Consider the following 24,386-nt stretch of genomic DNA (forward strand, 5'->3'; position numbering starts at 1 on the left):
ATGTCCCGACTCAATCCCCGGCAGCAAGAAGCCGTGAACTACGTCGGCGGCCCTCTATTGGTGCTCGCCGGTGCTGGCTCCGGCAAGACCAGCGTGATCACCCGCAAGATCGCGCACCTGATCCAGAACTGCGGCATCCGTGCCCAGTACATCGTCGCCATGACCTTTACCAACAAGGCCGCGCGCGAAATGAAGGAGCGTGTCGGCACGCTGCTCAAGGGCGGCGAAGGCCGTGGCCTTACGGTGTGTACCTTCCACAACCTGGGCTTGAACATCATCCGCAAGGAGCACGTGCGGCTGGGCTACAAGCCGGGCTTCTCGATCTTCGACGAGACCGATGTGAAGTCGCTGATGACTGACATCATGCAGAAGGAATACGCAGGCGACGACGGCGTGGATGAGATCAAGAACATGATCGGCGCCTGGAAAAACGACCTGATCCTGCCGCCCCAGGCCCTGGAAAACGCGCGCAACCCCAAGGAACAGACCGCCGCCATCGTCTACACCCACTACCAGCGCACGCTCAAGGCGTTCAACGCGGTGGACTTCGACGACCTGATCCTGCTGCCGGTAAAGCTGTTCGAGGAACACGCCGACATCCTCGAAAAATGGCAGAACAAGGTCCGCTACCTGCTGGTGGACGAATACCAGGACACCAACGCCAGCCAATACCTGCTGGTGAAAATGCTCATCGGCACGCGCAACCAGTTCACCGTGGTAGGCGACGACGACCAGTCGATCTACGCCTGGCGTGGCGCGCGCCCGGAAAACCTGATGTTGCTCAAGGACGACTACCCGTCCCTGAAAGTGGTGATGCTGGAGCAGAACTACCGCTCCACCAGCCGTATCCTGCGCTGCGCCAACGTGCTTATTTCCAACAACCCCCACGAGTTTGAAAAACAACTGTGGAGTGAGATGGGCCATGGCGACGAGATCCGCGTGATCCGCTGCCGCAATGAAGACGCCGAAGCCGAGCGCGTGGCCGTGGAAATCCTCAGCCTGCACTTGCGTACCGACCGGCCCTACAGCGATTTCGCGATCCTGTATCGCGGCAACTACCAGGCCAAGCTGATCGAGCTGAAACTGCAGCACCACCAGGTGCCGTATCGCCTGTCGGGCGGCAACAGCTTTTTCGGACGCCAGGAAGTAAAAGACCTGATGGCCTACTTCCGGCTGATCGTGAACCCGGATGACGACAACGCCTTCCTGCGCGTGATCAACGTGCCGCGTCGGGAAATCGGTTCGACGACCCTGGAAAAGCTCGGCAACTACGCCACCGAACGCAAAATCTCGATGTACGCCGCCACCGACGAAATCGGCCTGGGCGAGCACCTGGACACGCGCTTCACCGATCGCCTGTCGCGCTTCAAACGCTTCATGGACAAGGTACGCGAGCAGTGCGCCGGCGAAGACCCGATCAGCGCCCTGCGCAGCATGGTCATGGACATCGACTATGAAAACTGGCTGCGCACCAACAGCTCCAGCGACAAGGCTGCGGATTACCGCATGGGCAACGTCTGGTTCCTGATCGAAGCGTTGAAAAACACGCTGGAGAAGGACGAAGAAGGCGAGATGACCGTCGAAGACGCCATCGGCAAGCTGGTGTTGCGCGACATGCTTGAGCGCCAACAGGAAGAAGAAGACGGCGCCGAAGGCGTGCAGATGATGACCCTGCACGCGTCCAAGGGCTTGGAATTCCCTTACGTGTTCATCATGGGCATGGAAGAGGAAATCCTTCCGCACCGCTCCAGCATTGAAGCTGACACCATCGAAGAAGAACGGCGCCTGGCCTACGTGGGCATTACCCGCGCACGTCAGACACTGGCCTTCACCTTCGCGGCCAAGCGCAAGCAATACGGCGAAATCATCGATTGTGCCCCCAGCCGGTTCCTGGATGAACTGCCGCCGGACGATCTGGCCTGGGAAGGCAATGACGACACCCCGACCGAGGTGAAGGCCGTTCGCGGCAACACCGCCTTGGCGGACATACGCGCGATGTTAAAGCGCTAGAATCGACTACTTTTTAATCTACTTTCGGCGCAAACCGCGCCATTAGAGGAAGCTTTCCGTGGAAGCACTGCACAAGAAAATTCGCGAAGAAGGCATCGTGCTTTCCGATCAGGTCCTCAAGGTTGACGCCTTTTTGAACCACCAGATCGACCCGGCGCTGATGAAGTTGATCGGCGACGAATTCGCCGCGCTGTTCAAGGACTCGGGCATCACCAAGATCGTCACCATCGAAGCCTCGGGTATTGCACCGGCGATCATGACCGGCCTGAACCTGGGTGTGCCGGTGATCTTCGCCCGTAAGCAGCAGTCTCTGACCCTGACTGAAAACCTGCTGTCGGCCACTGTGTATTCCTTCACCAAGAAGGTCGAAAGCACCGTGGCGATTTCCCCACGTCACCTGACCAGCAGCGACCGCGTGCTGGTGATCGACGACTTTTTGGCCAACGGCAAAGCGTCCCAGGCGCTGATCTCGATCATCAAGCAAGCCGGCGCGACCGTTGCAGGCTTGGGGATTGTGATTGAGAAGTCGTTCCAGGGTGGCCGTGCGGAGCTGGATGCGCAGGGTTATCGGGTTGAATCGCTGGCGCGGGTGAAGTCGCTGGCCGGTGGCGTCGTCACCTTCATCGAGTAATCACTGCCTGAACTCGATTAAAAATGTGGGAGCTGGCTTGCCTGCGATGAGGGCCTGACAGTCGACAACTCTGTCGACTGACACTCCGCTATCGCAGGCAAGCCAGCTCCCACATTTGATTTTTGGTGCCTGTCAGTGCGCGGTGGCTTGGAGGCCAGCAAGCAGCAAGCGCTGATACAGATCCTCTTTCAACCCCTCCGGCTGATCCAGCCGCATGCGCTTCAAATGCTCAGGAAACGCCTCCGGCTCCGGTGCATCCAGTGCAGCCCGGCCCAATTCCAGAATCTCCGTCAGCTTGAATTTGCTCTTGAGCCAGTTAAGGGCGCGCAACAGGTCTCGCTCCTCATCGGTAAAGTCAGTGCCCAACGGATATTCCGGGAACAACCGGCGATGCCGCGCCTGAATGCCCTTGAGCCGCTCCGGCGTATTCTCAGTAAAACGTGGGTCCAGTTCGAAGTCCTTGGCCAGCTTGCCAGCCTTTTGCGCCTGTTCGATCAGGTCGTTCTGGAAGCGCGAGTCGGTGACCTTGAGCAAGGCCTCGATCACCTTGGCATCCGTCTGACCGCGCAAGTCGGCAATGCCGTATTCGGTAATGACGATATCCCGCAGGTGCCGTGGGATGGTGCAATGCCCGTACTCCCAGACTATATTGGAACTGACCTCACCCGCCGACTCGCGCCAGCTGCGCAGAATCAGGATTGAACGCGCGCCCTCCAGCGCATGGCCTTGCGCAACAAAGTTGTACTGCCCGCCCACACCGCTGAGTACGCGACCGTCTTCGAGCTGGTCGGCCACGCCCGCACCGAGCAGCGTCACCATGATCGCGCTGTTGATAAAGCGCGCATCCAGGCGTTGCAGACGCTTGAGTGCTTCCTGCCCGTACAGCTCGTTGATGTAGCTGATGGCGGTCATGTTGAATTCGAGGCGTTTGGCGTGAGTCATTTCCTGCAAACGCTGGTAAAAGCTGCGCGGCCCGAGGAAGAAACCGCCGTGAATGGAAACACCGTCGGGCTGCGCGGCGTCATCCAGGGTGCCGGCGTTGGCCTGCTGCTGGGTCGTCACATCCGGGTAGACCTTGCGCCGAATAATCCCGGCATCGGCCAGCACCAGCAGGCCGTTGACGAACATTTCGCTGCATCCATAAAGGCCACGCGCAAAGGGCTCGACACCGCCTTCGCGGCTGATCAAAGGCGCCCACTGGTAAACATCCAGATCCGTCAGCAACAACCGGTAGGCTTCGTTATCGGCCTGGCGCGCCAGTAAGGCGGCGGTCAGCGCATCGCCCATCGAGCCAATGCCAATCTGCAACGTGCCGCCATCGCGCACCAGGGTGCTGGCATGCAAGCCGATAAAGTGGTCTTGAAAGCCGACCGGCATATTCGGTGTGGAGAACAGCGTGGTGCTGTCCTTCTCGTCGATCAGGTAATCGAAGGCGTCCATACCCAGTTCGGCATCGCCGGGCATATAGGGCAAATCGCTGTGAACCTGGCCGACGACGAGGATGGTTTCGCCTGCTTCGCGGCGCTTGGCGATCATCGGCAGCAGGTCGAGGGTGATATCGGGGTTGCAGCTCAAGCTCAGCCGGTCGGGGTGTTCGGCGCTGCTGGCGACCAATTGCGCCACCAGGTTCAAGCCGGCGGCGTTGATATCGCGGGCAGCGTGGCTGTAGTTGCTGCTGACGTAGTCCTGCTGCGCCGACGCGCTATGCAGCAGGCTGCCGGGCTGCATGAAGAACTGCTGCACACGGATGTTCTTTGGCAGGCTGTCCTTGTGCAAATCCGCCAGGAAATCCAGCTCGGGATAGTCGCCGAATACCCGCTCGATAAAGGGTTCGAGAAAGCGCTTCTGCAGGCCGTCAACCATGGTCGGGCGGCCCAGGGCCAGTGCGGTATAGATCGTCAGCTCGCGCTCCGGCAGCTTGGCGATACGCCGGTACAGCGCATTGACGAACAGGTTGGGCTTGCCCAGACCGAGCGGCATGCCCATGTGGATATGCGCCGGCAAGCGTGCCAGTACGTCGTCAACTGCTTGCTCGATTGAACACAACTGCACCATCCGACCCTCCTGAACATTCCGTGATTAGGGGTTGGACCGAGCTTGCCGGGTCTTTGCTGCAATGAACAGCAATCAATTTGATAAGGCCATCCCTGTGCGCATGAAGAAACTGCCAAATAAAAGCCTAATTAAAACAGAAACATATCATAAAGGTTTAACCCGAGATTACGACCAAAGAAAAGCCTTACGACTCATTGAATAAAAGCCCTACGTTCATTTAGGACAAGATCAAAACACAAATTATATCCACGCACTAATATCGATTTCAGTATGAAACCATCTTCAAAAGGCTATACACCTAACGAATACAAATACCCAAGGAAGTGCAATGAAAAACATTAATCATATAATAATTATCGGTTTCGGAAGCGTCGCACAAGGCCTGCTCCCACTATTATCAAGGCATTACAATGGAGTGAACGTGACAATTTTTGAGAAACACCTAAACGAGAGCCTTATCGAAATCACCACCGAATTCTCAGCCACCCTGGAAGAAAAGGCCATAACCGCTGAAAACTTCAAACCCATACTCTCGCCGTACTTAAACGGAAATACTTTTTTAGTGAACCTCGCAGTATCTGTCTCAAGCCTGGAGCTTTTAGAACTGGCTCAAAAGTATGACTCACTTTATCTAGACACCTGTATAGAGCCGTGGGCCTACAAAGACGAAAAATACCAGGCGCTTATCACAAACTATCAGCTTCGCGAGGTAATGAAAACGTATCAACAGAAAACTACTGGCCCAACCGCTGTTGTCGCCCATGGCGCAAATCCTGGTTTCATCTCAATTTTATTAAAGAAAGCTTTAGTAGAAATGGCCGCAGCAAACAACATAGTAGCAGAACCGAAAAACCAGATTGAATGGGCAGCGCTTGCCAACATCCTTGAAATACAAGTTATACAAATCTCCGAGCATGACTCCCAAGTCAGTGCATCAGCCCGCGCCCCCCTAAACTTCGTCTCCACATGGTCTGTGGACGGTCTCGTTACCGAATGCCTGCAAGCAGCAGAATTGGGCTGGGGCACACACGAAACAGAAATTCCTTACGGCGCAAGAAAAAATGGATATGCACTAGAAATGCTAGAGCAAGGGTGTAACGTTAGAGTTAAAAGCTGGTCACCTAACTATTTGGAATTTTCTGCCTATTTACTAACCCATAACGAAGCACTGTCAATTGCTGAATATTTGACTTTAGGCGACCCCGAGAATCCTACCTACCGCCCAACTGTTTACTATGCGTATGAACCTTGTGATCAGACACTCGATTCAATGCAACTTTTGGGTCAGAGTGAGCAATCAGAAAAAATCAAAAAAACGATTATGAAAGACGAAATTATTTCGGGAATAGATGAGCTTGGCGTTTTCCTAATCAGCAAAAAATTCCGCGCCTTCTGGTTAGGGTCAAATCTATCAATTGGTAAAGCCAGGAAAATGGCCAACTACAACAGTGCGACAAGCTTACAGGTTGCCTCCAGCATAATTGGCGGCATGAAATGGGCAGAATACTTTCCAAACGCTGGCGTCATAGAGTCGGAAAATTTGGATTGGCGTTACGTATACGACATCACTGTTAACTATTGGGAACCCATCGTCAGTCAACAGACAGACTGGAAACCATCGGATGTCGACCACACGCTGTCTTTCAGTAACTTTTTAGTATGAAGCCGTCTACCTGAAAAATAACTTTACCAAAAGGCCGCTATCATGAATAACATGCAGAGCACCTCTAATACGCCGAAAAAATTAAGCAATGCGTCTTCAATTCTCAAGGATTTTTGCTTTCCTCCGTTAACGCTTAGCAAGGCAGAGAAGGCTACTTGGAAAGAAATTTTCTTCGACTCAATAATTACCGAATACGATGCAAGGAGGCTTTATTGGCATATCGCTGATCAGAATCCAGCTTGCATCTCTGAATTGGCAAATATTTTAAAGCCTTGGCTTAGAGATGAAATCGATCACGCGTATGGCTTCTCTCTGATTTATTCAGCCTACACAGGAATTCCGCTTGACGTTGTAGCAATGGAAGTTGAAACAAGACAATCCGACTTCAACAGCCTAGCCCCCTTTATGCAGGACCCACTTAGACTTCTCATCTTGCTTGCGTATGACGAGATAATCACGACGCACGTCTATCAGCGCAGCATAAAAAATTACGACAACTTTAGTTCCTCGCAATTGTCAGTCTGGATCAGAAAAACCAAAAGAGATGAAGCTAAGCATTTTTTCTTTTTCATAGAACAAGCTAAACAGCTATTCCCGAATAGGCTTCAAGAAGCCCCGTCCATACTTAAAGAGCTTTTCACATTAGATTTTGAAAAAACAGAATATACAGGAACCTTTGTGTTAGACCACAACACGCTTGATTATCCAATCACTAAAAAAGAAATACAAGAATCAATAATCCCAACCATCATCAAAAAATTGAGCCATGACACTCACACATCAAACGGAGCAAAAAAATGAAACCTCCCTTCCTCAATAAGCGTCATTGGAGCTCTAGAGCGCTATTCAAAGAAATCGCCAATAGCGACTGGGTCAATCCCGGCATTGACCCAAAATACGAGGATTTCTTTTTGGCTGACTTAGTCTCTGAGTACGACGCGATAAACCTGTATCACTACCTTTATCCGAGACGCTCTGAGTTTTCCCCATACTTCGTGCAATATTTAGACTTATGGTTTTTAGATGAAAAAAATCATGCCGACGGCTTTATAGAACTGAATCGTTTGATATTTAATACAGACGAAGAAACTCTCTTGGACAATTTAAAATCAAGAAACAGCGACTTTAAACCCTTTGAAGAAATTTTATCAAACGAACTAAGCTTACTTACTGTGTTTGCGTACGATGAATACATTTCAGTCAAAACATACAAGAAAGATACGTTCTATAATCAGTTTGGGCACTCGGGCTTCGACACATGGATTTGTAACTTAATCGCCGACGAAGCAACCCATTTCGCAAACGCTATAAAATTATTAAGAAACAACCACTCATCTTGTCTAGAGCTGATTGAAAAAAACTTAACCCGTATTATTCAACTTGAAAGTACCCCTTACAGAAATACTTTCTTGCTCGATCATGACGGGCCACACTTTCTTCTAGGCAATAGTGATTATGCGGAAGCTGCCGCGAGTGAAATACTAGACATCCTAACTAGAGATAAATAATGAAAAACAGTCACTATTTAATAGCCTCCATGGTGCTCATGGTGTTTGGCGAAATCCTAACTATCTATAGTGAAGTTTATGCCTCAAAACTTTCTGGACGAGTTATAGAAAATCCTGAACTTTTTATAAAACCTATTTTACTCATATGCATTGCCGGCATAAGCCTGATATTCGCTTATTGGTTAGGTTACCAAGGCACAGGGAATATATGGATCGTGACAGTGGCGTCACTCACACTGCTGCTTATATTAGAGCCCATCGTCATTTATGCGATGCTAAAGGAACTACCGGGGCGCGGGGCACTCATCGGATTCATTCTTGGAGCCGTAGGGCTACTGGCGACTTTGGTACTTTAAAATATGCGAAAGCGCTCTTGTTACCCAAAGGTTAGCCCACTTTGCGGGCTAACCTTTTGTAAAGGCTTAACTTTTTACTTCAATCCAGACATCTTCTCGATTGCACCTTTAAGCTCGTCATCCGAGCAATCGGCGCATGTGCCTTTTGGCGGCATGGCGTTCAAGCCGGTGATCGCCTTGGCCAGCAGGCCGTCGAGGCCGCCCTGGTGGTCGGCGCGGTCTTTCCAGGCCGCGCTGTCACCGATCTTCGGTGCGCCCAGCAAACCCGTGCCGTGGCACGCATTGCAGTGCTTGGCAATCACTTCATCCGGCGTCTTCGCGCCGCCGCCGCCGCCCGCAGCCACGGCAACTTCCATCCCTTTGCATTCCTGGCCCTGGACACACACCTGGCCGACAGGCTCCAGGCGCTTGGCAATTTCATCATTGGTCGCAGCTTGAGCGCTGACAGCCCATAGGGCCAGTACGGTTGCTGGTGCAGCCAGCATTTTCATAATTAGGTTCACGCGTTCACCCTCAATGGTGGCTATTCACGCCTGCGGCCACGGTTTCGCAGGCGGCGAAAGTATAACGGTTAGCCCGTCATGCCGAAACAACCCTATTAAATAAAGGGAGATTCGGCCTCACGGTTACAGCAACGGGTGTGTCTGCAACGCTGGCAGCACGCCTCTTCTGTCAAAAGTTCGCAGGTGTGGCTGCGCTGATTAGCCGCGCCGGCACGTCGAACGGGTTGCGAAAACGATGCGGCTTGGTGCTTTCAAAGTAGTAGCTATCGCCGGCTTCGAGCACAAAAGTTTCAAGACCGACCACCAACTCCAGGCGACCTTCCACCAGAATCCCGGTTTCTTCGCCTTCGTGGGTGAGCATTTCTTCGCCCGTGTCGGCGCCCGGCGGGTAGATCTCGTTGAGAAACGCGATCGCCCGGCTGGGGTGCGCGCGCCCGACGAGTTTCATGGTGACGGCGCCGTCCGAGATGTCGATCAGCTCATTGGCTTTATAGACGATCTGCGTCGGTTTTTCCTGGAGGATCTCCTCGGAAAAGAACTCGACCATGGACATGGGGATGCCGCCCAGCACCTTGCGCAAGGAACTGATCGAGGGGCTGACACTGTTTTTTTCGATCATCGAAATGGTGCTGTTGGTGACACCCGCGCGCTTGGCGAGCTCTCGCTGGGAAAGACCTTTGAGTTTACGGATGGATTGCAGTCGTTCGCCGACGTCCAATGCAGGAGCCTCCTAGGATTCAGGCTTTGTTGTAGTTGAGCGTTATCATGGCGACAGCGTTCAGTATTTACAACACTTGGGCCTAAATCCCGGTGGGCTCTGCTCGTAGGCGCGGCTTAAGCCCCGCAATAGAGCCTTGGTACGCGGCGCAGGTTGCAGAAAATCTGGTAGGGGATGGTTTCGGCAGCCGCCGCCACGTCACTGGCAAGGATATTTTTGCCCCACAGCTCCACGGGGGAACCGAGCCCGGCCTGGGGCACGTCGGTGAGGTCAACGCAGAGCATGTCCATGGACACTCGGCCCAGCAACTGGCTGCGCTGGCCTGCCACCAGCACTGGCGTGCCGGTCGGTGCATGGCGCGGGTAGCCGTCGGCATAGCCCATGGCAACCACGCCGACGCGCATCGGTTTTGGCGTGATGAACTTGGCGCCGTAACCGATCGGCTCACCGGCCGGCAATTCACGCACGCAGATGACTTTCGATTCCAGGGTCATCACCGGCTGCAAACGCGCAGCGATGGCCTGGTCCTCACCAAACGGCGTAGCACCGTAGAGCATGATGCCTGGGCGCACCCAGTCGCTGGACATATTCGGCCAGCCCATCACCGACGGCGAATTACGCAGGCTGACCTCGGCCGACAAGCCTTGGCGGGCCGCTTCAAACACCGCCACTTGCTCGTCACTGCGCACGCAATCGAGTTCATCGGCGCGGGCGAAGTGGCTCATCAGTACGATCCTGGCCACTTTGCCGCTGGCCAGCAGGCGCTGGTACGCCTCGTGGTAATCCTTGGGGTGCAGGCCCACGCGGTGCATGCCCGAGTCGAGCTTGAGCCAAATGGTCAGCGGTTTGCTCAGCCGGGCTTGTTCGATGGCTTCCAACTGCCACAACGAATGCACCACGCACCAAAAATCATGTTCGATGATCAGCGGCAGTTCGTCAGCTTCGAAAAAACCTTCCAGCAGCAATACCGGCGCACGAATCCCGGCAGCCCGCAGCTCCAATGCCTCCTCGATGCACGCCACCGCAAACCCATCCGCCTCGGCTTCCAGCGCCTGGGCCACACGTACGGCACCATGGCCATAGGCATCCGCCTTGACCACGGCGAGGGCTTTGGCCCCCGTCAGTTCACGGGCCAGTTGGTAGTTGTGGCGCAGGGCTTGGAGGTCGATCAGGGCACGGGCAGGACGCATGGCGGCAGGCTTCTAGGCGGTAAAGTGAAGAAAAACCGGCGCCGACTATCAGCCACGGCGCCGGGGGAAAAAGCTACGTTTAAGGCAGCGCAGCCACCACGGACAGCTCTACCAGAATTTCTGGTTCGCACAGTTTGGCCTCAACCGTGGCACGGGCCGGGGCCACGCCTTTAGGCAGCCACTTGTCCCACACCGCGTTCATGCCGGCGAAGTCGGCGTCGATGTCTTTGAGGTAGATCGTCACCGACAGCAACTTGGTTTTGTCGGTGCCGGCCAGGTCCAGCAAACGTTCGATATTGGCCAGGGTTTCGCGGGTCTGCTGTTCAATCCCGGCATTCATGTCGTCGCCGACCTGCCCTGCCAGATACACGGTACCGCTGTGAACAACGATCTGGCTCATGCGCTCATTGGTGAGCTGGCGCTGGATTGACATGTTTTGCGGACTCCTGGTGGTTGCTGCCGTAACGGGAAATATCGAGACCTTCGGCGCTGATCTGCGGCGTTTTTTTCGCCATCAGGTCAGCCAGCAAACGGCCAGAGCCGCACGCCATGGTCCAGCCAAGGGTGCCGTGGCCGGTGTTCAGGAACAGGTTCTTGAACGGGGTGGCACCGACAATCGGCGTGCCGTCGGGTGTGGTCGGGCGCAGGCCGGTCCAGAAAGTGGCTTCGGTCAAATCGCCGCCCTGAGGATAAAGGTCGTTGACGATCATCTCCAGGGTTTCACGTCGACGAGGGTTCAGCGACAGGTCAAAACCGGCTATTTCAGCCATGCCGCCGACGCGGATGCGGTTGTCGAAACGGGTGATCGCGACCTTGTAGGTCTCATCCAGAATGGTCGAAGTCGGCGCCATCGCCGGGTTGGTGATCGGCACGGTCAGTGAGTAACCCTTGAGCGGATACACCGGCGCCTTGATCCCCAGCGGCTTGAGCAGCTTGGGCGAGTAACTGCCCAGGGCCAGTACGTAACGGTCGGCGGTTTCCAGCTTGCCATCGATCCACACGCCATTAACGCGATCACCGGCGTAATCAAGGCGCTGGATGTCCTGTTCGAAACGGAATTCCACGCCCAATTGCTTGCACATGTCCACCAGACGCGTGGTGAACATCTGGCAGTCGCCGGTCTGGTCGTTGGGCAGGCGCAGGGCGCCGGCGAGGATATCGGTGACGCTGGCCAGGGCTGGCTCAACGCGGGCAATGCCGGCGCGGTCGAGCAGCTCGAACGGCACGCCGGATTCTTTCAATACGGCGATGTCTTTGGCCGCACCATCCAATTGCGCCTGGGTGCGGAACAACTGGGTAGTACCCAGGCTGCGGCCTTCGTAGGCGATGCCGGTTTCGGCGCGAAGTTCGTCAAGGCAGTCACGGCTGTATTCGGACAGGCGCACCATGCGCTCTTTGTTCACCGCGTAACGGCTCTGGGTGCAGTTGCGCAGCATCTGCGCCATCCACAGGTACTGATCGATATCGGCGGTGGCTTTGATCGCCAGTGGCGCGTGGCGTTGCAGTAACCACTTGATGGCCTTGAGCGGCACGCCTGGCGCGGCCCAGGGCGAGGCATAACCCGGCGACACCTGGCCTGCGTTGGCGAAACTGGTTTCCATGGCAGCGGCGGGCTGACGGTCGACCACAACCACTTCAAAGCCGGCCCGCGCCAAATAGTAGGCACTGGTCACCCCAATGACGCCGCTACCCAAGACCAGAACGCGCATTTTTATATCCTCATCACGGGCTTAGCCGCTGACGTGTGTTATTCGAGCAATGATGGACGCAGTGTAAAAAACAATGACCAGTGCATTTCACTATATAAATGCCTATATTTGGCGACAATTCTCGGCAAAAACCCTTTTCACAGAGGCGTATCCCCTATGCGTACCAACACCCAGACCAAGCGGGAGCTGGACAAGATCGACCGCAATATCCTGCGCATCCTGCAAACCGATGGGCGTATTTCGTTTACGGAGCTGGGGGAAAAGGTCGGGCTGTCGACCACGCCGTGCACCGAGCGGGTCCGCCGCCTGGAGCGTGAAGGGATCATCATGGGCTACAACGCGCGGCTCAACCCGCAGCATTTGAAGGGGAGTTTGCTGGTATTTGTCGAGATCAGCCTGGATTACAAGTCGGGCGACACCTTTGAGGAATTCCGCCGCGCCGTGCTGAAGCTGCCCCATGTGCTGGAGTGCCACTTGGTGTCAGGCGACTTCGACTACCTGGTGAAAGCGCGGATCTCCGAGATGGCCTCGTACCGCAAATTGCTCGGCGATATCTTGCTCAAGCTGCCGCATGTGCGCGAGTCCAAGAGCTATATCGTGATGGAAGAGGTGAAAGAGAGCCTGAACCTGCCGATCCCCGACTGACCAAATGACACAATTCGGTCAAATGTGGGAGCTGGCTTGCCTGCTCCCACATTTTTTTGATCCAGTACATCCGTCAGACCAGTACTTGCCGGGTACTCGCCATGTATTCGTGAATTTGCTTCTCAACCCTAGGGTGAATCAACTCCACCGGCCGCCGCCCATTCGGGCACGGCAACGTCTTGGTAGTGCCAAACAGCCGGCAAATCAGCGGCCGCTCGTCATACACCGTGCAGCCATTCGGCCCCAGGTGCACGCAGTTCAGCTCGTCCATGGCCGCCTCCTGCTCGGCGGCAGTCTTGCGTGGCAGGCGCGACATTTCCTCGGGTGAGGTGGTCACCGGCCCACAGCAGTCGTGGCAGCCGGGGACGCACTCGAACGAAGGGATCTGCCTGCGCAGCGCGCTGATTTTCTGGCTGTTGCAACTCATCGAAACACTTACCGAACGGCGAATAGGCGTGGATTCTGACGCAAAACGTGCTGCGCAGACAGCTTCGTCCGACCGCTGTATCCTGCGTCAAATTTTCCAAACAGGGATGCTCCCCATGACCGCCAGCGCCCGGCACACCGCTTCCTACTACGCCGCCAGCAGCGTTTCACAGCCCGACTACCCGGCGTTGATGGGCGAAGTGCGCGCCGATGTGTGCGTGATTGGCGGCGGCTATTCCGGCCTAAACACAGCGCTTGAGCTGGCCGAGCGTGGCTTTAGCGTGGTGCTGCTGGAAGCGCGCAAGCTCGGCTGGGGCGCCAGCGGCCGCAACGGCGGCCAGCTGATTCGCGGTGTCGGCCACGGCCTGGACCAGTTCAGCAACGTGATCGGCAGCGACGGCGTGCGCCAGATGAAGCTGATGGGCCTGGAAGCCGTCGAGATCGTGCGCGAGCGGGTCGAGCGCTATCAGATCCCCTGCGACCTGACCTGGGGTTACTGCGACCTCGCCAACAAACCCCGCGATCTGATCGGCCTGGCCGAAGACGCCGAAGAACTGCGCAACCTCGGTTATCGCCATGAAGTACGTCTGCTGCAAGCCAACGAGATGAGCAGCGTGATCGGCTCCGAGCGCTATGCAGGCGGCATGATCGACATGGGTTCCGGCCATTTGCACCCGCTGAACCTGGCCCTCGGCGAAGCCGCCGCCGCGCAGCAGCTGGGCGTGAAGCTGTTTGAGCAGTCCGAAGTGACGCGCATCGACTACGGCCCCGAGGTCAACGTGCACACCGCCAATGGCAACGTGCGCGCCAACACCCTGGTGCTGGCCTGCAACGCCTACCTCAACGGCCTGAACCCGCAATTGAGCGGTAAGGTGCTGCCCGCCGGCAGCTACATCATCGCCACCGAACCCTTGAACGAAGCCCAGGCCGCCAGCCTGCTGCCGCAGAACATGGCGGTGTGCGATCAACGCGTGACCGTGGATTACTTCCGCCTGTCCGCCGACCGCCGCCTGCTGTTCGGCGGAGCCTGCCACTATTCCGGCCGCGACCCGCAGGACATCGGCGCCTATATGCGCCCCAAAATGCTCAAGGTGTTCCCGCAACTGGCGGACGTGAAGATCGACTACCAATGGGGCGGCATGATCGGCATCGGCGCCAACCGCCTGCCGCAGATTGGCCGGCTGGCCGACCAGCCCAACGTGTATTACGCCCAGGCCTACGCCGGCCATGGCCTCAACGCCACGCACCTGGCCGGCAAGCTGCTCGCCGAAGCCATCAGCGGCCAACAGCAGGGGCGTTTTGATTTGTTCGCCCAGGTGCCGCACATCACCTTCCCCGGCGGCAAACATCTGCGCTCGCCGCTGTTGGCGCTGGGGATGCTCTGGCACCGGGTCAAAGAGCTGCTCTAATCAGTCGCGCCAGAACGGCTTCATGCCTTCCTGGCGCGCCTGTTCGGCAGTCAACCCGACGTCACGCAGTTGCTCACCGGTCAGGTGCAGCAAGGCTTTGCGCGTGTAGCGGCGGTGCCAGAACAGACTCCAGCGGCTGATATCGCGCGGCGCCTTCGCCCGCTCCTGCCCTGCCTGCAATTGCTGACTGTGTAACATCAGCCGCACATCGCTCATGCCGTTCATCGTGTTGCCCCTCATTTGCCTGTTGCCATGAGTGACTAGGATGAGCGCGCGGGCCAAACCATTACAGATTCAACCAATCTTTATTAAATCCATACAGATACTGCCCATGAAAGGCTGAATCCTGTATTTTGCGCCTATCTGTACTGGTCCCCTCGGAGCGATCACCATGACCCTCTACGTCAACCTCGCCGAATTACTGGGCACGCGCATCGAGCAGGGCTTCTATCGCCCCGGTGATCGCTTGCCTTCCGTGCGGGCCTTGAGTGTGGAACACGGAGTGAGCCTGAGCACCGTGCAACAAGCCTACCGATTGCTGGAAGACAACGGCCTGGCGATGCCCAAGCCCAAGTCGGGCTACTTTGTGCCGGTCGGACGCGAGTTGCCGGCGCTGCCGGAAATCGGCCGTCCGGCACAGCGCCCGGTGGAAATCTCGCAGTGGGACCAGGTGCTGGAACTGATTCGCGCCGTGCCGCGCAAAGACGTCATACAGATGGGCCGTGGCATGCCGGACGTATTGTCGCCGACCATGAAGCCCCTGCTGCGCAGCCTGGCCCGGGTGAGCCGTCGCCAGGACCTGCCGGGGCTGTATTACGACAATATCCTTGGCTGTATGGAGTTGCGTGAGCAGATCGCTCGACTGTCTCTGGATTCCGGCTGCCAGTTGACCGCCGAAGATATCGTGATCACCACCGGCTGCCATGAAGCGCTGTCCGCCAGCATCCACGCGATTTGCGAGCCTGGCGATATTGTTGCGGTCGACTCGCCAAGCTTTCACGGCGCGATGCAAACCCTCAAAGGTCTGGGCATGAAGGCCCTGGAAATCCCCACCGACCCCATCACCGGCATCAGCCTCGAAGCACTGGAGCTGGCACTGGAACAGTGGCCGATCAAGGTCATCCAGCTGACCCCCAACTGCAATAACCCGCTGGGTTACATCATGCCCGAGGCACGCAAACGCGCACTGCTAACCCTGGCCCAGCGCTTTGACGTGGCGATTATTGAAGACGATGTGTACGGCGAATTGGCCTACAGCTACCCGCGTCCGCGCACGATCAAATCCTTCGACGAAGATGGCCGTGTGCTGCTGTGCAGCTCGTTCTCGAAAACCCTGGCGCCCGGCCTGCGCATCGGCTGGGTAGCGCCAGGGCGCTATCTTGAGCGGGTGTTGCACATGAAATACATCAGCACCGGTTCCACGGCGACGCAACCGCAGATCGCCATCGCCGAGTTCCTCAAAAACGGTCACTTCGAGCCGCATTTGCGGCGGATGCGCACCCAATACCAGCGCAATCGCGACTTGATGCTCGATTGGGTCAGCCGTTATTTCCCCGCCGGCACCCGTGCCAGCCGGCCCCAAGGTAGCTTCATGCTATGGATCGAGCTGCCGGAAGGCTTTGATACCTTGAAGCTTAACCGTGTGCTGGTGGAACAAGGCGTACAGGTGGCGGTGGGCAGCATCTTTTCCGCCTCCGGCAAATACCGTAATTGCCTGCGCATGAACTACGCTGCCAAGCCAACGCCGCAGATCGAAGAGGCAGTGCGCAAGGTCGGGGCCGCCGCGATGAAGATGCTTGCCGAGGTGACCGACTGACCTTTCCCCGCAATCTGCCGTCATATCCCACAACCGCCCTGACCTGGAAGCAGTGCCTTTGATGATTCGACGGCTTTTACCGTTTTTACTGCTGGGCGCCCTGACGCTGAGTGGCTGCGCCACGGTCGATGCACCGCGCATCCCCAGCGACGCCCTGCCTGCGGCGCAATCCTCGTTCGGGCGCTCGATCCAGGCCCAGGCGGCGCCGTACCAAGGTCGTTCGGGCTTTCGCCTGTTGCCCAACAGCAGCGAAGCCTTCATGGCCCGTGCCGAACTGATCCGCAATGCTCAGAGCAGCCTCGACCTGCAGTACTACATCGTGCACGACGGCATCAGCACGCGCATGCTCGTGGATGAACTGCTCAAGGCCGCCGACCGTGGTGTGCGCATCCGTATCTTGCTGGACGACACCACCAGCGACGGCCTCGATCAGGTTATCGCCACCCTCGCCGCCCACCCGCAGATCCAGATTCGCCTGTTCAACCCGCTGCACCTGGGCCGCAGCACCGGCGTGACACGGGCGATGGGCCGGCTGTTCAACCTGTCGCTGCAACACCGGCGCATGCACAACAAGCTGTGGCTGGCGGATAACAGCGTGGCCATTGTCGGCGGGCGCAACCTGGGCGACGAGTATTTCGATGCCGAGCCCAATCTCAACTTCACCGATATCGACATGCTCAGCGTCGGCCCGGTGGCCGAGCAGCTCGGGCACAGCTTTGATCAGTACTGGAACAGCGCGCTGAGCAAGCCCATTGACGACTTCGTCTCAAGCACCCCGTCCAAGGGTGACCTGAACGCCGCACGCGCACGCCTGCAAGACTCGTTGGCTGAGTCGCGCCAGCAGAACCACGCCCTCTATAACCGCTTGCGCACTTACCAGACACAACCGCGCATGGACATCTGGCGGCGCGAGCTGATCTGGGCCTGGAACCAGGCGTTGTGGGATGCGCCGAGCAAAGTGCTGGCCAAGGCTGACCCTGATCCACGCTTACTGCTAACCACTCAGCTGGCGCCGGAGCTGGAAGGCGTCAGCCATGAGCTGATAATGATTTCGGCGTATTTCGTGCCGGGGCAACCCGGGCTGGTGTACCTGACCGGGCGCGCCGATGCGGGCGTGTCAGTCAGCCTGCTGACCAACTCCCTCGAAGCCACCGACGTGCCTGCCGTACACGGCGGCTACGCGCCCTATCGCAAGGCGTTGCTGGAACACGGCGTGAAACTCTATGAGCTGCGCCGCCAACCGGGCGATGCGGGCGGTGGCAGTGGCCCACACTTGTTTCGCCGAGGCGCCTTCCACGGCTCGGACTCCAGCCTGCACAGCAAGGCGATGATCTTTGATCGGCAAAAGTCGTTTATCGGCTCGTTCAACTTCGACCCGCGCTCGGTGCTGTGGAACACCGAAGTCGGGGTGCTGGTAGACAGCCCCGAACTGGCGGAACACGTGCGCAACCTGGCGCTGCAAGGCATGGCGCCGGCGTTGAGCTATGAGGCGAAACTGCAGGATGGCCAGGTGGTGTGGGTGACCGAGGATAACGGCCAATTGCACACCCTGACGCGGGAGCCGGGCAGTTGGTGGCGCAGGTTTAATGCGTGGTTCGCCACCAGTGTTGGCCTGGAGCGCATGCTGTAAGAACAACAGGGTCAACTGTGGGAGCCGGGCTTGCCCGCGATAGCGGAGTATCAGGCGCCATTTGGGCAAGCTGACACACCGCTATCGCAGGCAAGCCAGCTCCCACAGTTGATTGCATTTCAAATGCTTAGGCAGGCTGTACGGCGCCAAATGCGCCCTGGCGCAGCAACAACACCACCAGCCCCAGCGCCCCGGCCGCCATCAACAGCGGCAGCGCATGCCCGCTGATCCATTGGCTGCCCGCGCCCGCTACCAGAGGCCCGATCAGGCAACCGATGCCCCACAGCTGCGCTACGTGAGCATTGGCGCGCACCAGCGCATCGTCGCGATAACGCTCACCGATCAGGATCAGCGACAAGGTGAACAACCCACCGGCACTCGCGCCAAAGATCACCCACACCGGCCAGATCAACTGCGTATGCAATAGCAAAGGAATCGCCAGGCTTGAGGCCAGCAACAACACCGCGCAGCTCAAGAACAAGGTGCGCCGTGGCAAGTAGTCGGCCAAAGCGCCAATGGGCAATTGCAACAGCGCATCACCGACCACCACGGTGCTGACCATGGCCAAGGCAATCTCGGCGGTGAAACCCTGCTGCAGGCAATACACCGGCAGCAGCGTCAGAATCATCGCCTCGAACGCGGCGAACAAGGCGACCGCCCAGGCAATTGCCGGCAGCGTCAGGCAGAAACGCCACAGGTCACTGAACGTCACGCTGAAGGACTCGGCGGTTGGGGCACCGGAACGCCCTAGCAGCAACAGCGGCGCGACCACCAACAAGCCAACGCCCACCCAGAAGCCATAGTCATGGTCAGTGCCGAGTACGCCCAGCAGCAACGGGCCCGACAATTGGCTCAAGGCATAGCTGCAACCGTACAGCGCCACCAGGCGGCCACGCCATTGCTCGACCACCAACTGGTTGATCCAGCTTTCACCCAGGATAAACACAATGGTCAGGATCACGCCGATCATCAGCCGCAGCACCAGCCACACCGGGTAGCTGGGTAGTATTGCCAGCAAGCCGATGGAGATGGCACCGGCCCACAGGCACAGCCGCATCAGGTTGGCGGTGCCCAGCCACGAGGCCAGCCGGCTGGAGACCTTCGCGCCGAGCAGTACGCCAAAAGCCGGCATGGCGGCCATCACGCCAATGGCGAAGCTGCCATAACCCCAGCCTTCGAGACGCAGGGACACCAGCGGCATGCTCACGCCCAAGGCCAGGCCGACGCTGAGGACAGAGGCCAGCACGGCGAAATAAGTCGCCCAACGCATTTCCACGCTCCTGTGGATAATTATCAAGATCACACAAAACAGTGTGGGAGCGGGCTTGTGTGGGAGCCGGGCTTGCCCGCGATGCAGACACCTCGGTTTATCTGTTACACCGAGTTGATGCTATCGCAGGCAAGCCAGCTCCCACACAAACCGGCTCCCACATTTGACCTGCGGTGTTGCTTACAGCTTGATCCAGGTCGATTTCAGCTCGGTGTACTTGTCGAACGCGTGCAGCGACTTGTCGCGACCGTTACCCGACTGTTTGAAACCACCAAAGGGTGCGGTCATGTCGCCGCCGTCGTATTGGTTGACCCACACGCTACCGGCGCGCAAGGCCTTGGCAGTCAGGTGTGCCTTGGAGATATCAGCGGTCCACACGGCTGCGGCCAGGCCATAAATGGTGTCGTTGGCAATAGCGACCGCCTCTTCGGCGCTGTCGAATGTGATAACCGACAGCACTGGGCCGAAGATTTCTTCCTGGGCGATCTTCATGGCGTTGGTCACGCCGTCGAAAATCGTCGGCTCCACATAGGTGCCACCAGTTTCTTGCAGGGTGCGCTTGCCACCCGCCACCAGCTTGGCGCCGTCGGCATGGCCAGCTTCGATGTACGACAGCACGTTATTCATCTGCTGGGTGTCCACCAGGGCACCGACGTTGGTCGCCGGGTCCAGCGGGTTACCTGGCTTCCAGCCCTTGAGAGCCTCGATCACCAGCGGCAGGAATTTATCCTTGATGGAGCGCTCGACCAGCAGGCGCGAGCCGGCGGTGCAGACCTCGCCCTGGTTGAAGGCGATGGCGCCCGCGGCAGATTCGGCGGCGGCTTGCAGGTCCGGCGCATCAGCAAACACGATATTCGGGCTCTTGCCGCCCGCTTCCAGCCATACACGCTTCATGTTCGACTCGCCGGAGCGGATCAACAGTTGCTTGGCGATTTTCGTGGAACCGGTAAACACCAGGGTGTCGACGTCCATGTGCAGCGCCAGCGCGTTGCCGACGGTGTGGCCGTAGCCCGGCAGCACGTTCAACACGCCTTTAGGGATGCCGGCCTCAACGGCCAGGGCCGCGATGCGGATGGCCGTCAGTGGGGATTTTTCGGACGGCTTGAGGATCACCGAGTTACCGGTGGACAGCGCAGGGCCGAGTTTCCAGCAGGCCATCATCAGCGGGAAGTTCCACGGCACGATGGCGCCCACTACGCCGACCGGCTCGCGGGTCACCAGACCCAACTGGTTGTGCGGGGTGGCGGCGACTTCGTCGTAGATCTTGTCGATCGCCTCGCCGCTCCAGCTAAGGGCGTTGGCGGCGCCAGGCACGTCAATTCCCAGGGAGTCGGAAATCGGCTTGCCCATGTCCAGGGTTTCGAGCAGCGCCAGTTCTTCGGCATTGGCGTTGAGCAGCGCGGCGAAACGGATCATGACGGCTTTGCGTTTGGCCGGCGCCAGGCGCGACCAGACACCAGAATTGAACGTAGCGCGGGCGTTCTCGACAGCGCGCTGGGCGTCGGCGGCGTCGCAGCTGGCAACGGTAGCCAGCAAGCGGCCATCGACCGGGCTGATGCATTCGAACGTGTCACCGGAAACAGCAGCGGTGTACTCACCATTGATGTAGGCGCGGCCTTCGATCTTCAGATCCTTGGCGCGTTGTTCCCAATCGGCACGGGGCAGGGTGGTCATGCGAGTGTCCTCCTCTTATTGAATACAAGGGCCAGGTGATGTCCCCCGGCAGCCTCAAAGAATTCTTGCCCGGCCAGCCTGCTGTTCGGCTCAAGGCAGCTGCCACCCTAAACCAGCGGCTGGGGGTGTTTCAATATATTTGACATAACGGCGGTAAACGCCCTTGCGATGTTCATTTTAATAAACATAGACTTTGGGCTCTCCAACCGCAGGCCAGACGGGACACGCACATGAGCATCCAGGATATCGTCGACTTCAGCCAAGCCAACACCACCCCGGACCGCTACCGCCCGGCCGCCGAAAAAATCCTCAAGGGCGACCCCGAGCAGACGATTTATAACCACTACAACAGCCCGTGCGGCCAGATGAACGCCGGCGTGTGGGAAGGTGAAGTCGGGCAGTGGAAGGTCAATTACAGCGAGCATGAGTATTGCGAGATTGTGCAGGGGGTTTCGGTACTGCGTGATGCCGATGGCAATGCCAAGACCTTGCGTGCCGGCGACCGTTTCGTAATTCCTGCCGGGTTCAGCGGCACCTGGGAAGTGCTGGAGCCGTGCCGCAAGATCTACGTGGTGTTCGAGCAGAAAGCCTGATCAGCACATTTCAGGCAAAAAAAAGCCCGTCTCGTGAGAGACGGGCTTTTTTTCACAAGGAAGAAAATCAATTACTTGATTTTGCCTTCTTTGTAGATCACGTGCTTGCGAACGCGCGGGTCGAACATTTTCTTTTCGAGCTTGTCCGGGGTAGTACGCTTGTTCTTGTCGGTAGTGTAGAAGTGACCAGTACCGGCGCTAGAGATCATTCGAATCAATTCACGCATGATAAAGCTCCTTAAATCTTGCCAGCGGCGCGGATTTCGGCCAGCACGACAGTGATGCCACGCTTGTCGATGATACGCATGCCTTTGGCAGATACACGCAGGCGAACAAAACGTTTCTCTTCTTCAACCCAGAAGCGGTGATGCTGCAGGTTCGGCAGGAAACGACGACGGGTTTTGTTATTTGCGTGGGAAATGTTATTCCCAGTCACCGGACCCTTACCGGTAACTTGACAGACTCTCGACATGCCTCAGCCCTCTAAAACCACATGCCCAACCCGGCATGGGTTGGCCGCTTAATCTCTCAGTCATTTGGCGCCAGGCGCCGCGTTTCTTTAAGGGTCTTACCGGCTACACCTACAGTGAAGGAACCGGGCCCCTAGAAAAGAGCGCTGCTTTATACCAGAAAGACCCCAATGCAACAACAGCCCGTGTGTTTTTACCGGCGTAAATCTTGGCAATAGACGCCCGAACCGTTGCCAGGAGGGGCCGCTGTAACAGCCGACCACTCGTCGCACAGAATGATTTACCGCGCTCGCCCGCACACAAAAGTACAAGGCGAAACGCGCTGAGGCGCCATCAAAACAGCATTTGCGCCAAAAGCACAGGCAAAAATGGGCTAGTCATTTATCAATCAGACCACTACGGTAGGCTTTTTCCAGACTGCACTCGCAGATGGGCCTTCGATCTGCAAAGGAAACCGAATATGCGCCTCGCTGCCCTACCGCTATTGCTCGCCCCTCTATTTATCGCGCCGCTGGCCTCTGCCGCCACCAATCTGAGCGTTTGCACCGAGGCCAGCCCCGAAGGGTTCGATGTGGTGCAGTACAACTCGCTGACCACCACCAACGCCTCGGCCGACGTGCTGATGAACCGCCTGGTGGACTACGACGCCACGGCCGGCAAGCTGGTGCCGAGCCTGGCGGACAGCTGGCAAGTGTCGCCCGATGGTCTGACCTACACCTTCAAACTGCACCCGAACGTGAAGTTCCACCGCACCGAGTACTTCAATCCAAGCCGCACCCTGACTGCCGAAGACGTACGCTTCAGCTTTGAACGCATGCTCGACCCGGCCAACCCATGGCACAAGATCGCCCAGAGCGGCTTCCCCCATGCGCAGTCGCTGCAACTACCCGCATTGGTCAAGAAGATCGATGCTCTCGACCCATTAACCGTGCGCTTCACCCTGGATCACGCCGACTCCACCTTCCTCGCCGCCTTGAGCATGGGTTTTGCCTCGATCTACCCGGCCGAATACGCCGACAAACTGCTCAAGGCCGGCACGCCTGAAAAACTCAACAGCCAGCCAATCGGCACCGGCCCGTTCGTGTTTGTACGGTTCCAGAAGGATGCCGTGGTCCGCTATAAAGCCAACCCGGATTACTTTGCTGGCAAACCGGCTGTGGATAACTTGATCTTCGCCATCACCCCGGATGCCAACGTGCGCCTGCAAAAGCTGCATCGCGATGAATGCCAGATCGCCCTGTCGCCCAAGCCACTGGATGTGAGTGAAGCCGAGAAAGATCCTGCACTCAAAGTAGAAAAAACCCCGGCCTTCATGACCGCATTCGTCGCGATCAACAGCCAGCACCCGCCGCTGGACAAGCCCGAAGTGCGCCAGGCAATCAACCTGGCCTTCGACAAAGACAGCTACCTCAAGGCCGTATTTGAAGGCACCGCCGAAGCAGCCAATGGCATTTACCCACCCAATACCTGGAGTTACGCCAAGGACTTGCCAGGTTATCCACAGAACATCGCCAAGGCCAAGACGCTGCTGGAGCGCGCCGGACTCAAGAACGGCTTCAAGACCACAATCTGGACTCGCCCCACTGGCAGCCTGCTGAACCCCAACCCCAACCTCGGTGCCCAGTTGCTGCAAGCGGACCTGGCCAAAGTCGGCATCCAGGCCGAGATTCGCGTAATCGAATGGGGCGAACTGATCCGCCGCGCCAAAGCCGGCGAACATGACCTGCTGTTCATGGGCTGGGCCGGCGACAACGGCGACCCGGATAACTTCCTCACCCCGCAGTTCTCATGCGCTGCGGTAAAATCCGGCACCAACTTTGCCCGCTACTGCGATCCGGCCCTGGACAAGCTGATCAGCGCCGGCAAGACCACCAGTGAACAAGGCGTGCGCAGCAAGTTGTACCAACAGGCCCAGGCTCAGATTCAGCAGCAGGCATTGTGGCTGCCATTGGCACACCCCACCGCATTCGCCCTGACGCGCAAGAATGTTGACGGCTACCAGGTGAGCCCGTTTGGGCGCCAGGATTTCTCCAAGGTCAGCGTCAAGCCCTAAGCTGCAAGCTGCAAGCCGCTTGTGGCTTGCAGCTTCAACCTTGCAGCTGCTCCCATC

Annotated in this window: 24 protein-coding genes; 12 read left to right on the top strand and 12 right to left on the bottom strand. The window is 57.6% G+C overall.

Annotated features, from left to right (window positions below):
- Both rep and HU759_RS00010 read left to right on the top strand, forming a co-directional pair.
- Positions 1–2,010 carry a DNA helicase Rep gene (rep, locus tag HU759_RS00005; protein WP_017135871.1) on the top strand — a complete coding sequence of 670 codons (2,010 nt, stop codon included), beginning with the start codon at positions 1–3 and terminating at the stop codon, positions 2,008–2,010.
- Between the two features lie 58 nt (positions 2,011–2,068).
- Positions 2,069–2,641 (top strand): xanthine phosphoribosyltransferase, encoded by a 573-nt coding sequence (locus tag HU759_RS00010; RefSeq protein WP_010207474.1) that lies wholly within the window; start codon positions 2,069–2,071, stop codon positions 2,639–2,641.
- Positions 2,642–2,773: 132 nt separating this feature from the next.
- Here the strand turns inward: HU759_RS00010 and HU759_RS00015 are convergent, their stop codons facing one another.
- Complete coding sequence (locus HU759_RS00015) at positions 2,774–4,696, bottom strand: acetyl-CoA hydrolase/transferase family protein (RefSeq protein ID WP_170036717.1); 1,923 nt, start codon at positions 4,694–4,696, stop codon at positions 2,774–2,776.
- Positions 4,697–5,024: 328 nt separating this feature from the next.
- Between HU759_RS00015 and HU759_RS00020 the strand changes: the two genes are divergently transcribed.
- Genes HU759_RS00020 through HU759_RS00035 form a run of 4 tightly spaced genes read left to right on the top strand, consistent with a single transcriptional unit; the run spans position 5,025 to position 8,223 of the window.
- Positions 5,025–6,359, top strand: a complete 1,335-nt coding sequence (locus tag HU759_RS00020; RefSeq protein ID WP_170036715.1) for a saccharopine dehydrogenase C-terminal domain-containing protein — start codon at positions 5,025–5,027, stop codon at positions 6,357–6,359.
- Between the two features lie 42 nt (positions 6,360–6,401).
- Positions 6,402–7,160, top strand: a complete 759-nt coding sequence (locus tag HU759_RS00025; RefSeq protein ID WP_186354645.1) for a ferritin-like domain-containing protein — start codon at positions 6,402–6,404, stop codon at positions 7,158–7,160.
- Positions 7,157–7,867 (top strand): hypothetical protein, encoded by a 711-nt coding sequence (locus HU759_RS00030; protein WP_225933017.1) that lies wholly within the window; start codon positions 7,157–7,159, stop codon positions 7,865–7,867. The genes HU759_RS00025 and HU759_RS00030 overlap by 4 nt, the downstream gene beginning before the upstream one ends.
- The gene (locus HU759_RS00035) at positions 7,867–8,223 is read left to right on the top strand and encodes a hypothetical protein (RefSeq protein ID WP_017135866.1); all 357 of its coding nucleotides are present in this window, start codon (positions 7,867–7,869) and stop codon (positions 8,221–8,223) included. The genes HU759_RS00030 and HU759_RS00035 overlap by 1 nt, the downstream gene beginning before the upstream one ends.
- Before the next feature lie 74 nt (positions 8,224–8,297).
- On the opposite strand, the gene HU759_RS00040 is transcribed toward HU759_RS00035, so the two are convergent.
- From HU759_RS00040 to dadA, 5 genes are all read right to left on the bottom strand, one after another.
- Positions 8,298–8,714 (bottom strand): c-type cytochrome, encoded by a 417-nt coding sequence (locus HU759_RS00040; RefSeq protein WP_170037030.1) that lies wholly within the window; start codon positions 8,712–8,714, stop codon positions 8,298–8,300.
- Positions 8,715–8,895: 181 nt separating this feature from the next.
- A complete protein-coding gene (locus tag HU759_RS00045; RefSeq protein ID WP_017135864.1) occupies positions 8,896–9,444 on the bottom strand; it encodes a cupin domain-containing protein in 549 nt (182 codons plus the stop codon).
- 116 nt (positions 9,445–9,560) lie between these two features.
- Positions 9,561–10,634 (bottom strand): alanine racemase, encoded by a 1,074-nt coding sequence (gene alr / locus HU759_RS00050; RefSeq protein ID WP_170036713.1) that lies wholly within the window; start codon positions 10,632–10,634, stop codon positions 9,561–9,563.
- Between the two features lie 79 nt (positions 10,635–10,713).
- Positions 10,714–11,067, bottom strand: a complete 354-nt coding sequence (locus HU759_RS00055) for a RidA family protein (protein ID WP_017135862.1) — start codon at positions 11,065–11,067, stop codon at positions 10,714–10,716.
- The gene (gene dadA, locus HU759_RS00060) at positions 11,039–12,343 is read right to left on the bottom strand and encodes a D-amino acid dehydrogenase (RefSeq protein ID WP_017135861.1); all 1,305 of its coding nucleotides are present in this window, start codon (positions 12,341–12,343) and stop codon (positions 11,039–11,041) included. The genes HU759_RS00055 and dadA overlap by 29 nt, the downstream gene beginning before the upstream one ends.
- A gap of 156 nt (positions 12,344–12,499) precedes the next feature.
- Here dadA and HU759_RS00065 point away from each other — a divergent pair, with 156 nt between their 5' ends.
- Positions 12,500–12,988: an Lrp/AsnC ligand binding domain-containing protein gene (locus tag HU759_RS00065; protein ID WP_003176896.1), complete on the top strand. Its 489-nt coding sequence runs from the start codon at positions 12,500–12,502 to the stop codon at positions 12,986–12,988.
- A 73-nt stretch (positions 12,989–13,061) separates the two neighbouring features.
- Here the strand turns inward: HU759_RS00065 and HU759_RS00070 are convergent, their stop codons facing one another.
- Positions 13,062–13,415 carry a YkgJ family cysteine cluster protein gene (locus HU759_RS00070; protein WP_017135860.1) on the bottom strand — a complete coding sequence of 118 codons (354 nt, stop codon included), beginning with the start codon at positions 13,413–13,415 and terminating at the stop codon, positions 13,062–13,064.
- A gap of 115 nt (positions 13,416–13,530) precedes the next feature.
- On the opposite strand from HU759_RS00070, the gene HU759_RS00075 reads away from it, so the two are divergent.
- Positions 13,531–14,823: an FAD-binding oxidoreductase gene (locus tag HU759_RS00075; RefSeq protein ID WP_170036711.1), complete on the top strand. Its 1,293-nt coding sequence runs from the start codon at positions 13,531–13,533 to the stop codon at positions 14,821–14,823.
- Here HU759_RS00075 and HU759_RS00080 read toward each other — a convergent pair whose 3' ends face one another.
- Positions 14,824–15,048 (bottom strand): DUF1127 domain-containing protein, encoded by a 225-nt coding sequence (locus HU759_RS00080; RefSeq protein ID WP_017135858.1) that lies wholly within the window; start codon positions 15,046–15,048, stop codon positions 14,824–14,826.
- 166 nt (positions 15,049–15,214) lie between these two features.
- Between HU759_RS00080 and HU759_RS00085 the strand changes: the two genes are divergently transcribed.
- Together HU759_RS00085 and HU759_RS00090 are read left to right on the top strand one after the other, a co-directional pair.
- On the top strand, positions 15,215–16,639 hold the full coding sequence (locus HU759_RS00085) for a PLP-dependent aminotransferase family protein (protein ID WP_099550264.1): 1,425 nt from the start codon (positions 15,215–15,217) through the stop codon (positions 16,637–16,639).
- 61 nt (positions 16,640–16,700) lie between these two features.
- Positions 16,701–18,269: a phospholipase D family protein gene (locus HU759_RS00090; RefSeq protein WP_170036709.1), complete on the top strand. Its 1,569-nt coding sequence runs from the start codon at positions 16,701–16,703 to the stop codon at positions 18,267–18,269.
- A 127-nt stretch (positions 18,270–18,396) separates the two neighbouring features.
- Here HU759_RS00090 and HU759_RS00095 read toward each other — a convergent pair whose 3' ends face one another.
- Positions 18,397–19,539 carry an MFS transporter gene (locus tag HU759_RS00095; protein ID WP_170036707.1) on the bottom strand — a complete coding sequence of 381 codons (1,143 nt, stop codon included), beginning with the start codon at positions 19,537–19,539 and terminating at the stop codon, positions 18,397–18,399.
- A 180-nt stretch (positions 19,540–19,719) separates the two neighbouring features.
- Positions 19,720–21,213 (bottom strand): aldehyde dehydrogenase, encoded by a 1,494-nt coding sequence (locus HU759_RS00100; protein ID WP_170036705.1) that lies wholly within the window; start codon positions 21,211–21,213, stop codon positions 19,720–19,722.
- Positions 21,214–21,443: 230 nt separating this feature from the next.
- Between HU759_RS00100 and HU759_RS00105 the strand changes: the two genes are divergently transcribed.
- Complete coding sequence (locus tag HU759_RS00105; protein WP_017135853.1) at positions 21,444–21,806, top strand: cupin domain-containing protein; 363 nt, start codon at positions 21,444–21,446, stop codon at positions 21,804–21,806.
- 71 nt (positions 21,807–21,877) lie between these two features.
- Here the strand turns inward: HU759_RS00105 and rpmG are convergent, their stop codons facing one another.
- Complete coding sequence (rpmG, locus tag HU759_RS00110) at positions 21,878–22,033, bottom strand: 50S ribosomal protein L33 (protein ID WP_003176906.1); 156 nt, start codon at positions 22,031–22,033, stop codon at positions 21,878–21,880.
- Between the two features lie 11 nt (positions 22,034–22,044).
- Positions 22,045–22,278 (bottom strand): 50S ribosomal protein L28, encoded by a 234-nt coding sequence (gene rpmB, locus HU759_RS00115; protein WP_003176907.1) that lies wholly within the window; start codon positions 22,276–22,278, stop codon positions 22,045–22,047.
- 458 nt (positions 22,279–22,736) lie between these two features.
- On the opposite strand from rpmB, the gene HU759_RS00120 reads away from it, so the two are divergent.
- Positions 22,737–24,329, top strand: a complete 1,593-nt coding sequence (locus HU759_RS00120) for an ABC transporter substrate-binding protein (protein WP_017135852.1) — start codon at positions 22,737–22,739, stop codon at positions 24,327–24,329.
- The last annotated feature ends 57 nt before the right edge of the window (positions 24,330–24,386 follow it).

The organism is Pseudomonas sp. OE 28.3, assembly GCF_014268205.2.
Taxonomy (GTDB): domain Bacteria; phylum Pseudomonadota; class Gammaproteobacteria; order Pseudomonadales; family Pseudomonadaceae; genus Aquipseudomonas; species Aquipseudomonas edaphica.